Origin of the sequence: Vibrio japonicus (assembly GCF_024582835.1) — a bacterium.
Classification (GTDB): domain Bacteria; phylum Pseudomonadota; class Gammaproteobacteria; order Enterobacterales; family Vibrionaceae; genus Vibrio; species Vibrio japonicus.
Genome location: NZ_CP102096.1, coordinates 598528 through 613092, shown reverse-complemented (window position 1 = coordinate 613092; position 14565 = coordinate 598528). Strand labels below are relative to the sequence as shown.

Sequence of the window (14565 nt, the reverse complement as noted above, 5' to 3'; positions counted from 1 at the left end):
CAGTAAACAACTCAACAAATTTCGAAAGTTAACACCAACAACGCCACAGCTATGGACTAGGAGACAGTAATGATCCAAGGCATTCAAATTACTAAAGCAGCAAACGACCAGCTACAAAACTCAATTTGGCTACTAGATAGCGAAAAGAATGAAGCGCGCTGCATTGCGGCAACTGCTGGCTATGAAACAGACCAAGTTATCACAATTGATGAACTTGGCGAATATGAAAGCCGTGAAGTGGCTATCGAAACTGCACCACGTATCGAAGGTGGCCAACACTTAAACGTGAACGTATTAAAGCGCGAAACTCTTGAAGATGCCGTAGCAAACCCTGAAAAATACCCACAGCTCACCATTCGTGTTTCAGGTTATGCTGTTCGTTTTAACTCACTCACTCCAGAGCAGCAACGCGACGTAATCGCTCGTACTTTTACTGAGTCTCTATAAACTTAAAACTCATTCTAACAAAAGCGGCACTCTCAGAGCTAGAACGCCGCTTTTTTTGTATCTTGTTAGATCTTTCTAATCGCTTTGGTGCATAACAACAATAAATCCGTTAAATTGAATCATCTATTCCTCATATTCATTGGTTCATTATGCTATTGGAAGGCATTGAGACCTTATTGGTATTAAGCAAAGCAAAAACCATGAGCCGTACTGGCAGTCTGCTTTACATCAGCCAATCTGCTGTCAGTAAACGTATCGCCAATTTAGAAAAGAAATTGGGCAAGAAACTGGTTGTTCCACAAGGCAGAAATGTTCAACTCACGCCAGATGCGCTCACTCTCATCGAGAGTCTAAATCCTACGTTTAATGAGCTTCTCGGATTAATCTATGAACAACAGACGGTGGTAGAAAATAGCATTATCAAGCTCGATTGCTCAGAAACGCTGGTCGCGGGTTATCTCTCGACTATTTTAGGAGACTGGTATAAACACGAGCCTTTTCTGTCTATTACGACCAATCATACACCCCGAATCGTCGAGCATGTTCAGTCCGGGAAAGCGCATTTAGGGGTTTGTGCCGGCCACTTACCCAAACACCATAGCCTAATGACCTTTCATCTCCTCGATGAACCCTTTTCTATCGTCTATTCTGAAAAACTTGAACAGCTACCTAAAACGATTATTACCAACGATCTCAACAATCCAGCCAACACATATCAGCTTGCTATTTTAAACAAACTCAACATGCAACCGATAATGGAAATGGATTCTTACGCTGCTGCTGCACAACTCGCGCTATCTGGGATTGCTCCTGCTCTGGTGCCACTTTCGGTGAGTAAGACGCTCAAAATCGATGCAAAATATTGTCATCACTTTGAACAGATAAAACCGCTTTGTCGACCGATTCATATTTGTTTGAGGCCATCAAGTTATCGAAATGGGCGTATCAAAACATTGATAGAATCCATTGTTGATGCTGTTCCCAAAGTAGCTTCAGAGCCATTAGCATAGACATGGTGATCACCAAAGGGCGAATCCACTTCTGTCCTTTGGTCACAACCACTTTAGCGCCCAGTCTCGCGCCAATAAAACCACCAACCGCCATCACTAAACCCAGCTCCCAAATCGGTAATCCTGCCAGCACGAAGAACAGCAGCGCGGCAATATTGGAGGTAAAGTTGAGTACCTTAGTACGTGCGGTCGCTTCAACCAAACCAAAATGACCAAGCGCAACAAAACAGACTGTAAAAATTGAGCCAGTCCCCGGGCCAAAGAAACCATCGTAAAAACCAACGCCGCCACCCACAGAGAAAGCAAACAGTGCTTCAGACATTTTTGCTTTGCCTTCTGTTTGGGTCGTTTTTGGCATCAACAAAAAATACACAGAAATGGCGATCAGCAAGATAGGGATCAAACTAGTGAGAATTCCCGCGTCAATGTACTGCACCGCTTCTGCACCAACCGCAGAGCCAACGAATGTACAAGCAATCGCTAAACGCATCTCTTTCAGGCTGACGATACCGTTTCGGATAAAGTACCAACTGGCAGAAAAACTGCCGAATGAGCTTTGCAGCTTGTTAGTCGCCAGCGCTTGAGTGGGTGAAACCCCAGCAGCCAACAAAGCAGGTAATGTCAATAAGCCTCCGCCTCCCGCCATGGCGTCAATAAACCCAGCAATGGACGCAACAACAAAAAGTAGACTAAGAAGCTCTAAAGATAGTTCCATGGCATTTCAAACATCTAATACTGAATTTCAATACGTTACCATCAGGCACGTAATTAAGTTAACGAAAGCTTAGATTAGAACCCATTCCTAAAATTCAACGATTAATTTGTAATTGAGTAAACCCACTACATAGACAAAAAAAGCCCGCTCAAGAGAGCGGGCAATGAGGTTGTCAGGTAAACCTGAGGTTTACCGATTTGTTATTCGTTACGCTAAGCTTGCTTTCACTTTCGCGTGCAACTCTTGAACAGAAGTCACTGACGCTTTTGCATCTGCTGCGTGAGACATACACGTTGCAAACGCTGCGTTCAACGTTGTGGTGTAGTTCACTTTCTCAGCCAATGCACCACGGCGTAGAACTTTCGAGTCTTCAATAGCTTGACGACCTTCTGCCGTGTTAACGATATAGGTGTATTCGTTGTTCTTGATACGGTCAAGAATGTGCGGACGACCTTCATGTACTTTGTTCACAAGACGAGGGTTAATACCCGCTTCACCTAGAATCACTGCTGTGCCGTGTGTTGCATCCAATTGGTAGCCTAGTTTCACTAGCTTAGACGCTAGGTCAACCACACGCTCTTTGTCACCTTCACGAACCGACAGTAGCGCACGACCACCTTCAGGGTAAACCGCACCACAGCCAAGTTCCGCTTTCGCGTATGCTTCAGCAAACGTCGTACCAACACCCATCACTTCACCTGTTGAGCGCATTTCTGGGCCCAATAGTGGGTCAACACCAGGGAATTTGTTGAATGGAAGAACCACTTCTTTCACTGAGTAGTAAGGAGGAATAATCTCTTTCGTGAAACCTTGTGATTCCAGAGATTGACCTGCCATAACACGTGCAGCGATTTTCGCTAGCGGTGCACCTGTCGCTTTCGAAACAAACGGTACAGTACGAGCAGCTCGAGGGTTAACTTCGATTAGGTACACTTCGTTATCTTTCACAGCAAACTGAGTATTCATCAGACCGCGTACACCAAGTTCGAAGGCTAGCTTCTCAACTTGCTCACGCATCTTGTCCTGGATTTCCTGACTTAGCGTGTAAGCAGGAAGTGAACATGCTGAGTCACCAGAGTGAACGCCCGCTTGCTCGATGTGCTCCATGATACCGCCGATAACCACGCGCTCACCGTCACAGATAGCATCGATATCCACTTCAGTTGCATCATCTAGGAAACGGTCTAGTAGAACTGGAGACTCGTTTGATACGCTTACTGCTTCGTTGAAGTAGCGACGTAAGTCTTGCTCGTCGTATACGATTTCCATCGCACGGCCACCAAGTACGTATGATGGACGAACAACCAGAGGGAAACCGATGTCTTTCGACTTCTCAACCGCTTGCTCCATCGTTGTTACAGTAGCGTTTTGTGGTTGAAGAAGACCAAGGCGCTCAACCGCTGCTTGGAAACGTTCACGGTCTTCAGCGCGGTCGATAGCATCTGGGCTAGTACCAATGATTGGTACGCCTGCTGCTTCTAGTGCGCGAGCCAGTTTAAGTGGCGTTTGACCACCGTACTGAACAATCACACCTTTTGGCTTTTCAACGCGAGCGATAGACAGTACGTCTTCTAGCGTTACTGGTTCGAAGTACAGACGGTCAGACGTATCGTAGTCTGTTGATACTGTTTCTGGGTTACAGTTCACCATGATGGTTTCGTAACCGTCTTCGCGTAGCGCTAGTGACGCGTGTACACAACAGTAGTCGAATTCGATACCTTGGCCGATACGGTTTGGACCACCGCCTAGTACCATGATCTTGTCTTTGTCAGTAGGCTGCGCTTCACATTCGTCATCGTAAGATGAGTACATGTAAGCCGTGTCTGAAGAGAACTCAGCCGCACACGTATCGACACGCTTGTATACTGGGTGGATATCGTATTGGTCACGCATACGACGAATTTCGCTTTCTGCTACACCCAGTAGCTTAGATAGACGAGCATCAGAGAAACCTTTACGTTTCATTTGACGAAGAACGTCTTGCGTTAGACCAGCGAAACCACCCGCTTTTACTTGCTCTTCCAGTTTCACTAGCTCTTCGATTTGAACTAGGAACCAACGGTCGATGTTTGTCAGGTTGAATACGCCATCTACTGACATACCCGCACGGAATGCATCTGCGATATACCAAATACGCTCTGCGCCCGCTTCTTTTAGCTCATGGCGAATCGTAGTGAGTGCATCTGGTGCTTCTAGGTCAACCATTTCATCAAAGCCAGTTGCGCCAACTTCTAGGCCACGCAGTGCTTTGTGAAGAGATTCTTGCTGGTTACGACCAATCGCCATCACCTCACCTACCGACTTCATCTGTGTTGTCAGACGGTCGTTTGCGCCCGCGAATTTCTCGAAGTTAAAACGAGGAATCTTAGTCACTACGTAGTCGATAGTCGGTTCGAATGATGCTGGAGTTGCGCCACCTGTGATGTCATTTTGTAGCTCATCCAGAGTAAAGCCAACTGCCAGTTTCGCTGCAATCTTCGCGATTGGGAAACCTGTTGCTTTTGATGCTAGAGCAGAAGAACGAGATACACGTGGGTTCATCTCGATGATAACCATGCGGCCATCTTTCGGGTTGATACCAAACTGTACGTTTGAACCACCTGTCTCAACACCGATTTCACGTAGAACCGCTAGCGATGCATTACGCATTAGCTGGTATTCTTTATCAGTCAGTGTTTGAGCTGGTGCAACCGTGATGGAGTCACCCGTGTGGATGCCCATTGGGTCAAAGTTTTCGATTGAACATACGATAATACAGTTGTCCGCTTTGTCGCGAACCACTTCCATTTCGTACTCTTTCCAACCGATTAGCGATTCATCGATAAGCAGTTCGTTGGTCGGAGATAAATCCAGACCACGACGACAGATTTCTTCGAACTCTTCTTTGTTGTATGCGATACCGCCGCCCGTACCACCCATGGTGAACGATGGACGGATGATACAAGGGAAGCCAACCATATCTAAAACTTTGTAAGCTTCTTCCATCGTCTTCGCGGTATCAGCACGAGGACACTCAAGGCCGATAGACTTCATCGCTTTATCAAAGCGAGAACGGTCTTCTGCTTTATCGATCGCGTCAGCCGTTGCACCAATCATCTCTACGCCGAACTCTTCAAGAACGCCGTGCTTCTCTAGCTCTAGCGCACAGTTAAGCGCAGTCTGACCACCCATAGTTGGCAGTACCGCGTCTGGGCGTTCTTTCTCGATGATCTTGCGTACTACTTCCCACTGGATTGGCTCGATGTATGTCGCATCTGCCATCTCTGGGTCAGTCATGATGGTCGCAGGGTTAGAGTTAACTAGGATAACTCGGTAGCCTTCTTCACGAAGAGCTTTACACGCTTGTGCGCCAGAGTAGTCAAACTCACATGCCTGACCGATAACAATCGGACCAGCACCAAGAATTAGAATACTTTGAATGTCAGTACGTTTTGGCATTATCTACTACTCCGAATTAAGCGCTGTGTTTTTTGATGAGTTCGATAAAGTGGTCAAATAGCGGTGCCGCGTCGTGTGGACCTGGGCTCGCTTCTGGGTGACCTTGGAAACTAAATGCTGGCTTGTCTGTACGGTGAATACCTTGCAAAGAGCCATCAAATAGCGATACGTGAGTAGCACGTAAGTTTTCCGGTAATGTTTTTTCATCTGCCGCAAAGCCGTGGTTTTGCGAAGTGATCATCACAACGTTACGCTCTAAATCTTTTACTGGGTGGTTTGCACCGTGGTGACCAAACTTCATTTTCACCGTTTGCGCACCAGATGCTAGCGCCAGAATTTGGTGACCTAGACAGATACCAAAAATTGGTAGGCCTTTCTCTAGGAACACTTTGGTTGCTTCAATCGCATAGGTACATGGTTCTGGGTCACCAGGGCCGTTCGATAGGAACACGCCATCTGGGTTTAACGCCAAAACTTCTTCCGCTGATGTTTCTGCAGGAACAACGGTTAAGCGGCAGCCGCGATCAACCAGCATTCGTAGGATGTTGCGTTTTGCACCGAAGTCGTAAGCGACAACGTGGTATGGTAATTCGCCGTCAGCTTTTGCTTCTGGAAGACCACCCTCGAGCGTCCACGAACCTTGTTTCCATTGATACGCTTCTTTTGTTGTAACTTCTTTCGCAAGATCCATACCTTTCAAGCCAGGGAATTCTTTCGCTTTTGCTAGTGCAAGCGCTTCGTCTAGGTTATCACCAGCCACGATACAGCCGTTCTGCGCACCTTTTTCACGAAGGATTCGGGTTAGCTTACGAGTATCAATGTCAGCGATGCCAACGATGTTTTGCGACTTTAGGTAATCAGAAAGGGATTGTTCGTTACGGAAATTAGAAGCGATAAGAGGAAGATCGCGAATCACAAGGCCTTGTGCATGGATTGAAGAAGATTCTTCATCTTCGGAATTAGTTCCGGTATTGCCAATGTGAGGATAAGTTAGTGTGACAATCTGTTGTGAATAGGAAGGATCAGTGAGGATTTCTTGGTACCCCGTCATCGAGGTATTAAAAACGACTTCACCGACGGATGTGCCATCTGCTCCAATGGAAACACCGCGGAACACTGTCCCATCTTCTAGGACTAACAGTGCTGATTTACTCAAGACAACCTCCAGAATAAAAATGCAAATATAATAAATTTAAGTGCAGATTTGCCTTCCATAGCGCTATAAGTAAGCGTAAATAGGTATTGTAGACAAATTGGCGGTATTCTAAAGAGGCGTGTGAGATGTGTCAACAGAGAGATGAAAATAAATTTATCATTTAAAGCAGTTAGGCTCAAAAACAAGGTTAGCCAGCCAAAATAGTAAGTTTACTCAGGCCAAACGATAAGCAAAATGCAAACTAAATGAAACATACCCAAAAAATAAAGATCCAAGTCACATTTTTTCACTCATTAAAAAAGCAAACGTTACACAAGCAAAAATAACACCGACTTTTGCAAGGTAAGCACAAAAATACACACCAATGCCTTAAAAACACAACTTTAAAAGTAGCCATTTAAAGTCATATAGCGTGCTACTCACTGAGGTTTAGTTCTTAGATACAAAAAGCGCCGGGCAAGCCCAGCGCATAATTATGTATTTAAAGGTCATTCAAACCTAAAACATCTGTCATGGTATAGAAACGGGCAGGCTTATCTTTTAACCATACCGCAGCCTTAACCGCACCATTTGCAAACGTCATTCTATCTGTTGCCTTATGAGTGATCTCTACTCGCTCACCGATATCGGCAAACATTGCGGTATGCTCTCCGACAATGTCACCTGCACGAATCGTCGCAAAACCGATCTCATCCTTGGTACGCTCTCCCGTGATTCCCTCTCGAGCATAAACAGCAACATCATTAAGCTGATTGCCCATTGCGCCAGCGATCGCCTCACCCATACCAATTGCAGTACCAGAAGGGGCGTCGACTTTGTGGCGGTGGTGAGCCTCAATGATTTCAATGTCACAGTAGTCACCCATAACTTTGGCCGCTTTTTCAAGAAGCTTAAATACAAGGTTAACGCCCACAGAGTAGTTCGGAGCCATTACAACTGGCACTTGCTTTGCAACTTCATCAATGAGCTCACGTTCTTGGTCAGTAAAACCCGTGGTGCCGATGACAATACTCTTACCATGTTGTTTACACAGTTCTAAGTTCGCAAGCGTACTTACAGGCGCAGTAAAGTCGATAATGACATCAAAGTTATCAATTTCTTTCTCTAAATCATCCGTTAGAGCAACCGAAAACTTTCCTTCACCGCAAAGCTCGCCAATATCAACCCCAACCAAAGACGATTCAGGCCTTTCCGAGCCCGCGCCTACGTGTGCATCCTGATTATGATAGGTTGCTTTTACCAAGTTACGGCCCATGCGGCCCGCTGCTCCTGCAATTGCAATACGTACCATTGCATTTATCTCCATTATTCGAATTATTTGGGCTCAGCCCTAATGCCAATTAATTTAAACTAACAGCAAAGCACCGCTGTGGCTAGCCTCTAGAAAACTCTTTAACGACTCTTTCTAGAATAGGCACATTGGCTTCTGGAAATTCATAGCCAGATAAATCCTCAATTTTGACCCATAGACCTTGCTGCCCTTCTCTGCCATAGGGTTCGTTTTCAAACTTCGTTACACACATAAAATCAAATTTAAGTGATTTGTCTGGGTAGTCATACTCTAGGTGCTCGAACAAACTTTGCTCCGTTGCTGTGATCCCTATTTCTTCTTCAAGTTCACGAATCATGGCCTGCTCTACTGTTTCATCTTGCTCAACCTTTCCTCCAGGGAATTCCCAGAATCCCCCTTTATGCTTGTCATCAGGTCGCTTGGTGATGAAAATTTCTGATTTGTCTTGGTTAAGGATTATCGCCGCTACAATATGAATACGTTTCATCTTACTTCCTTTATCAATCTCGGCTTAAAAAAAGAGCCGCCTAAGCGACTCTTTTATCTCTAAACAATATGAGGCTAAGTTGTAATAGTCGATAACAAGGAGGTGGCACGGAGTTTACGTTAGTAAATGAGTACCACCGACACAGTTATCGGCTTTTACACCGACGCATCAGGCAATTTTGCCGTGGCACTGCTTATATTTCTTACCACTACCACATGGACACGGCTCATTACGACCCACTTTACGTTCATCACGAACCAATGGCTGATGAGCACCTTGCTCTTCTTCACCATCTGATAGTGGGTTTTCTGCTGAAGCATGTTGAGCTTGAGCTAAACGCGCTGCTTCTTCAGCTTGAGCTCGACGCTGCTCTTCCATGCGTTCAACTTCTTCTTGTTGCTGAACACGAACTTTAGAAAGAATGGTAATCACGTCAGATTTTAGTGATTCTAGTAACCCTTCAAACAATTCAAACGACTCACGTTTGTACTCTTGTTTCGGGTTCTTCTGCGCATAACCACGTAAGTGGATACCTTGGCGAAGGTGGTCCATAGCCGCTAGGTGCTCTTTCCAAAGCGTATCTAAGGTTTGCAACATAACAGATTTTTCAAAGTTGCGAAGAACCTGCTCTCCTACTATTGCTTCTTTCTCTTTATATACAGAAACAGAAGTAGCAACGATTTTTTCACGAAGCGCTTCTTCGTAAAGTTTGTCATCTTCCTCTAGCCACTGTTTAATTGGCGCATCTAGGTCGAAGTCGTTCTTTAAACGCTCCTCTAGGCCTTCAACATCCCACATATCTTCCAAAGATTGCGGTGGGATATATTCGTCAATGACAGCATTCAGCACATCGTCTCGGTTTTGCTCAATCATTTCACTGATGTCATCTACAATCATCAGCTCATCACGCAATTCGTAAACCACTTTACGCTGATCGTTCGCAACATCATCATATTCAAGAAGCTGCTTACGAATATCGAAGTTTCGACCTTCTACTTTACGCTGAGCTTTTTCGATTGAACGAGACAACATCTTAGACTCGATTGCTTCGCCTTCTTCCATACCACTTTGAATAAGGCTCGCCATACGGTCAGATGTAAATATACGAAGTAACGAGTCTTCCATTGATAAGTAGAAACGAGAAGAACCCGCATCGCCTTGACGACCTGAACGACCACGTAGCTGGTTATCGATACGGCGAGATTCGTGACGCTCTGTACCAATAATATGTAGACCACCGGCCTCAAGTACTGCATCGTGAACGACTTTCCACTCGGCTTTGATAGCGTCGATTTGTTCTTGTGTCGGGTTGTTTAAAGCATCGACCTTCGATTGCCAGCTACCACCCAACACGATATCCGTACCACGACCCGCCATGTTAGTCGCAATAGTCACTGCACCTGGCTTACCTGCCTCAGCAACAATCTCTGCTTCTTTTTCATGGAATTTAGCGTTAAGGACATTGTGCTTAATCTTAGCTTGTTTAAGCGCACTAGACAGTAACTCAGACTTTTCGATAGAGACCGTACCCACTAAGGTCGGCTGCTTATTCTCTACGCGCTCTTTGATGTCTTCAATGATTGCATTAAATTTCTCAACTTCAGTACGGTACACAACGTCTGGCATATCGTTACGAATCATCGGTTTGTTGGTAGGAACAACAACAGTTTCTAACCCATAAATCGATTGGAACTCGAATGCTTCTGTGTCTGCCGTACCTGTCATGCCCGACAGTTTTTCATACAAACGGAAGAAGTTCTGGAAGGTAATTGACGCAAGAGTCTGGTTTTCATTCTGAATCTTCACACCTTCTTTCGCTTCTACAGCTTGGTGTAAGCCTTCAGACCATCGACGACCTGGCATTGTACGGCCAGTATGTTCGTCAACGATAACGACATCACCTTCTTCAGTGACGATGTAATCAACATTTTTCTCAAATAAAACATGAGCACGCAATGCTGCATTAACATGGTGCAATAGGCTGATATTCGCTGGTGAATACAAAGTATCCCCCTCTTCCATCAAGCCATTCTTCACCATCAATTCTTCAACAAACTCCTGACCCGTCTCGGTCATGTAAACTTGTTTCGATTTTTCATCAACGGTGTAGTGACCATCACCACGATAATCTTCTGAATCTTCCTTATCTTGTTTTTTAAGCTGAGGGATCAGAGTATTAATGCGAGTATAGAGATCAGAGCTATCTTCAGCTGGACCTGAGATGATAAGCGGTGTACGTGCTTCATCGATAAGAATGGAGTCAACCTCATCCACTACAGCAAAGAAACGCGCGCGCTGGACTCGGTCTTCAGCACGAAACGCCATATTGTCACGTAGGTAGTCAAAACCAAACTCGTTGTTTGTACCGTATAGAATATCCGCTTGATAAGCTTCTTTCTTCTCATGTGGTGGCATGTTTGGAACGTTGACACCAACGGTCATACCTAAAAACTCAAATAATGGGCGGTTGGTTTCCGCGTCACGCTTTGCAAGGTAGTCGTTCACTGTAACGATGTGGACACCTTTGCCTGGTAGTGCGTTTAAGTACGCTGGTAACGTCGCCGTTAGCGTTTTACCTTCACCAGTACGCATCTCTGCGATTTGACCAGCATTTAGAACCATACCACCGATAAGCTGAACGTCGAAGTGGCGCATGCCATACACACGTTTAGAGGCTTCGCGTACCGTTGCAAATGCTTCAGGAAGTAAGCTGTCTAGCGCCTCACCTTTCTCAAGACGTTGACGGAACTCGACCGTTTTTGCTTTCAGTTCGTCATCAGAAAAAGCTTCAAACGTTGGTTCGTAGTTATTAATCTCTTTTACAATTTTTCTTAGGCGACGCAGTGTTCTGTCATTGCGACTGCCAATGACCTTTGTCAGTAGCTTAGCTATCATTTGCTATGAATCTCTCTTTACTTAGATCGGGCCCGATCTATTTTAAATGCCTTCAGTCTCTAACAGTTTTGAACTAAGAATACTGAGATAAATCACTTTTCTCAGATATTGTGATGAGAACTAGATATTTCAAGGCTTGTATCAACTTTGATGGCCCTTAGTTTATGAAATTTTACTACTAACGACCAATAACATGACTATTTGTTTGAAGCACTCTTAATTTTTTGCGCCTGTATGCTGGAAGTTTATTCGCCATGCGGTCTATCTTCCGATGATCCCATTGACTAGAATAGAGCTATATATCTGATTCGAGACTCACTATGAGAGATCACCGTCCAACCCTTGGGGATGAAATCATCGCGGAATCGCGCTTTTCTCAACTGCAAAAACATGCTGAAGAGATCATGATGATCAACAAGGAATTAAAAACGTTATTGCCTCGCGGCACGGAAGATCATTGCCGGGTGGCAAATGTTCGTGATGGACAGTTGGTTATTGAAGTCGCAAGTGCTGGGATCAAAATGAAGATCGATTATGAACGTTTATCGATTCTGAACCAACTTCGTGCAAGAGGTTTCGCCCGTTTAATGGCGATCAATGTCCAGATAAACCCGGAACTGTACAGAAGTAAGCAGGCAAAAGATCCCGCAGAACAAAAGCCCCGCGATCCAATTTCTGAAAATGCCGCCCAGTACCTAAATATGATCGCGAGTGGTGCATCGCCTAAAGTGAAAGCACGGTTGGAAAGCTTAGCAAAACTAGCCAAAAAATAAGCGTCTGATGTTATCCAATCTCAGAAATAAAAAAAGCCAGACTTTCGTCTGGCTTTTCTAAATAATCTATCTTTACGCGATAACCATGTTTGGTTCAGCAAACGCAACTGGAGATGGTACATCCTCTTCAAATGTTACCCATTCCCAAGCATCTTGATTTGCTAATACAGCACGAAGCAGTTGGTTATTTAGACCATGGCCTGACTTAAATGCGCGGAACTCACCGATAATTGCATGACCACACATGTAAAGGTCACCAATAGCGTCTAAAACTTTATGAGTCACAAATTCGTTGTCAAAACGAAGGCCTTCTTCGTTAAGAATACGGTAGTCGTCTAGTACGATAGCGTTATCGAAGCTACCACCTAGTACAAGGTTTTGAGACTGCAAGTATTCGATATCACGCATGAAGCCAAAAGTACGAGCACGTGAGATTTCTTTAACAAAACCTTGAGAAGAGAAGTCAAACACTAAGTGCTGTTCATCAGACTCAATCGCAGGGTGATTAAATTCAATCTCGAAATCCATACGGAAGCCGTTGTACGGGAGCAGCTCTGCCCACTTATCGCCATCTTCAAAACGCACTGGTTTTTTGATGCGAATAAAGCGTTTTAACGCATTTTGCTCTTGAATACCCGCTTGTTGCAGCAGGAAAACAAACGGGCTAGCACTACCATCCATAATAGGGATTTCTGGTGCATCAACTTCAACAATAATGTTGTCAATCCCCATGCCAGCAAGTGCGGCATTCAGGTGCTCAACTGTTGAAATTCTGATACCTTCGTCATTAACCAATGCCGTACATAGCATGGTATCGCGGACTGAAGAAGCATCTGCAGGAAAATCTACTGGTGGGTTTACATCGGTACGACGGTAAACAATGCCAGTATTTGCAGCAGCTGGGCGAAGAGTAAGCGTGACTTTACGACCTGAGTGGAGACCCACACCGATTGTTGTCACTATTTCTTTCAGAGTTCGTTGTCTGATCATCTGCTAAGCCTCATAAAATGCTACAAATCACGGTCAGTATACTATACTGACCGCGTATCCTACCATAATTTTGAACAGTGTCAAATTACGATATTTGCCTTAGTCAGCCTGACGACGTAGAAATGCAGGAATATCCAAGTAGCCACTTTCTTTATCAGGTTTAGGAGCTACGCTCTGACCTGCGCCCGAACTTGTCGGCGTTGTCGTTGGCTGTTGTGTTGTTACTTGTGGTTTTTCATGCAAATTTGGTGCCGGTTTTTCTTCCACTTTCGTTGCCATTGCTTGAGGCGCTGGCGTGACTTGTGGTTGAGTTTGCGGCTGTGTAACAGGTGCTACTTTCGCTTTGCCACCCGCTACCAGTGTAATATCTGGCTTTCTTTCGTTTCCGATACCTGTTGCAACAACAGTTACGCGGATTTCGTCAGCCATATCTGGGTCTAAAGACGTACCAATAACAACCGTTGCATTGTCAGATGCAAATGCTTTTACAGTGTTACCCACCGTTTCAAACTCATCTAGACGCATATCTAAGCCCGCAGTGATGTTAACAAGTACACCACGCGCGCCAGCAAGATCGATATCTTCCAGAAGTGGGCTAGAAATTGCCATTTCAGCCGCTTCTTCAGCACGGTCTTCACCTTTAGCAACACCGCTACCCATCATTGCATGACCCATTTCTGACATTACGGTTCTTACATCCGCAAAGTCGACGTTGATCATGCCAGGGCGAGTAATTAGCTCAGCGATACCTTGAACTGCATTCTTAAGTACATCATTCGCGCTTGCAAAAGCTTCAAGTAAAGTGATGCCACGGCCAAGTACTTTAAGTAGCTTCTCGTTAGGGATCGTGATTAAAGAGTCAACGTGCTTAGATAGCTCTTCGATTCCTTGCTCGGCAAACGCTAAACGCTTTTTACCTTCGAAACTAAATGGCTTAGTCACCACTGCCACTGTCAAAATGCCAAGCTCTTTTGCAACTTCTGCAATAACAGGAGCCGCACCAGTACCAGTACCACCACCCATACCAGCTGCGATAAATACCATATCGGCGCCAGTCAGCTCATCTTTAATTTGATCTCGGTTTTCGAGAGCAGCGTCACGTCCTACTTGAGGGTTAGCACCAGCACCAAGGCCTTTAGTGATATCACCGCCAATCTGAATAACGCTATTTACGCTAGTTTTACGAAGCGCTTGCGCATCCGTGTTAATGCTGATGAATTCCACGCCTTCGATGGATTCACGCACCATGTGTTCAACAGCGTTACCGCCGCCGCCACCAACACCAACGACTTTGATTACTGCGTCGTCAGACATTTCCATCATCGGTTCAAACATGTGTTATCTCCGTTTCCTGCTGCTCAGG

The 14565-nt window shown here is 45.1% G+C and carries 11 protein-coding genes; 3 read left to right on the top strand and 8 right to left on the bottom strand.

Annotation, left to right across the window (positions count from 1 at the left end; genetic code table 11):
* The first annotated feature begins 69 nt into the window (after positions 1-69).
* Positions 70-447, top strand: coding sequence for an autonomous glycyl radical cofactor GrcA (grcA, locus tag NP165_RS02905; RefSeq protein WP_257084842.1), 378 nt, complete (start codon positions 70-72; stop codon positions 445-447).
* A gap of 149 nt (positions 448-596) precedes the next feature.
* Positions 597-1457 (top strand): LysR family transcriptional regulator, encoded by an 861-nt coding sequence (locus tag NP165_RS02900; protein ID WP_257084841.1) that lies wholly within the window; start codon positions 597-599, stop codon positions 1455-1457.
* On the opposite strand, the gene NP165_RS02895 is transcribed toward NP165_RS02900, so the two are convergent.
* The 6 genes from NP165_RS02895 to secA form a co-directional block, all read right to left on the bottom strand.
* Positions 1393-2172: a TSUP family transporter gene (locus tag NP165_RS02895; protein WP_257084840.1), complete on the bottom strand. Its 780-nt coding sequence runs from the start codon at positions 2170-2172 to the stop codon at positions 1393-1395. The two genes, NP165_RS02900 and NP165_RS02895, sit on opposite strands and share 65 nt — an antisense overlap.
* A 207-nt stretch (positions 2173-2379) precedes the next feature.
* On the bottom strand, positions 2380-5610 hold the full coding sequence (carB, locus tag NP165_RS02890; RefSeq protein WP_257084839.1) for a carbamoyl-phosphate synthase large subunit: 3231 nt from the start codon (positions 5608-5610) through the stop codon (positions 2380-2382).
* 16 nt (positions 5611-5626) lie between these two features.
* Complete coding sequence (carA, locus tag NP165_RS02885) at positions 5627-6766, bottom strand: glutamine-hydrolyzing carbamoyl-phosphate synthase small subunit (protein WP_257084838.1); 1140 nt, start codon at positions 6764-6766, stop codon at positions 5627-5629.
* A 481-nt stretch (positions 6767-7247) separates the two neighbouring features.
* Positions 7248-8057 carry a 4-hydroxy-tetrahydrodipicolinate reductase gene (gene dapB, locus NP165_RS02880; protein ID WP_257084837.1) on the bottom strand — a complete coding sequence of 270 codons (810 nt, stop codon included), beginning with the start codon at positions 8055-8057 and terminating at the stop codon, positions 7248-7250.
* A gap of 82 nt (positions 8058-8139) precedes the next feature.
* On the bottom strand, positions 8140-8544 hold the full coding sequence (gene mutT / locus NP165_RS02875) for an 8-oxo-dGTP diphosphatase MutT (RefSeq protein WP_257084836.1): 405 nt from the start codon (positions 8542-8544) through the stop codon (positions 8140-8142).
* A gap of 168 nt (positions 8545-8712) precedes the next feature.
* Positions 8713-11439, bottom strand: coding sequence for a preprotein translocase subunit SecA (gene secA / locus NP165_RS02870; RefSeq protein ID WP_257084835.1), 2727 nt, complete (start codon positions 11437-11439; stop codon positions 8713-8715).
* Between the two features lie 320 nt (positions 11440-11759).
* On the opposite strand from secA, the gene NP165_RS02865 reads away from it, so the two are divergent.
* Complete coding sequence (locus NP165_RS02865) at positions 11760-12212, top strand: DUF721 domain-containing protein (RefSeq protein ID WP_257084834.1); 453 nt, start codon at positions 11760-11762, stop codon at positions 12210-12212.
* Positions 12213-12284: 72 nt separating this feature from the next.
* Here NP165_RS02865 and lpxC read toward each other — a convergent pair whose 3' ends face one another.
* A complete protein-coding gene (gene lpxC / locus NP165_RS02860; RefSeq protein ID WP_257084833.1) occupies positions 12285-13202 on the bottom strand; it encodes a UDP-3-O-acyl-N-acetylglucosamine deacetylase in 918 nt (305 codons plus the stop codon).
* A 99-nt stretch (positions 13203-13301) separates the two neighbouring features.
* Positions 13302-14537, bottom strand: coding sequence for a cell division protein FtsZ (gene ftsZ, locus NP165_RS02855; RefSeq protein WP_257084832.1), 1236 nt, complete (start codon positions 14535-14537; stop codon positions 13302-13304).
* Between the last annotated feature and the right edge of the window lie 28 nt (positions 14538-14565).

Bases quoted from the DNA above. Each gene is read 5' to 3' on its own strand.
- grcA (WP_257084842.1), top strand. From the start codon at position 70: ATGATCCAAGGCATTCAAATTACTAAAGCAGCAAACGACCAGCTACAA.
- NP165_RS02900 (WP_257084841.1), top strand. From the start codon at position 597: ATGCTATTGGAAGGCATTGAGACCTTATTGGTATTAAGCAAAGCAAAA.
- NP165_RS02895 (WP_257084840.1), bottom strand. From the start codon at position 2,172: ATGGAACTATCTTTAGAGCTTCTTAGTCTACTTTTTGTTGTTGCGTCC.
- carB (WP_257084839.1), bottom strand. From the start codon at position 5,610: ATGCCAAAACGTACTGACATTCAAAGTATTCTAATTCTTGGTGCTGGT.
- dapB (WP_257084837.1), bottom strand. From the start codon at position 8,057: ATGGTACGTATTGCAATTGCAGGAGCAGCGGGCCGCATGGGCCGTAAC.
- mutT (WP_257084836.1), bottom strand. From the start codon at position 8,544: ATGAAACGTATTCATATTGTAGCGGCGATAATCCTTAACCAAGACAAA.
- secA (WP_257084835.1), bottom strand. From the start codon at position 11,439: ATGATAGCTAAGCTACTGACAAAGGTCATTGGCAGTCGCAATGACAGA.
- NP165_RS02865 (WP_257084834.1), top strand. From the start codon at position 11,760: ATGAGAGATCACCGTCCAACCCTTGGGGATGAAATCATCGCGGAATCG.
- lpxC (WP_257084833.1), bottom strand. From the start codon at position 13,202: ATGATCAGACAACGAACTCTGAAAGAAATAGTGACAACAATCGGTGTG.
- ftsZ (WP_257084832.1), bottom strand. From the start codon at position 14,537: ATGTTTGAACCGATGATGGAAATGTCTGACGACGCAGTAATCAAAGTC.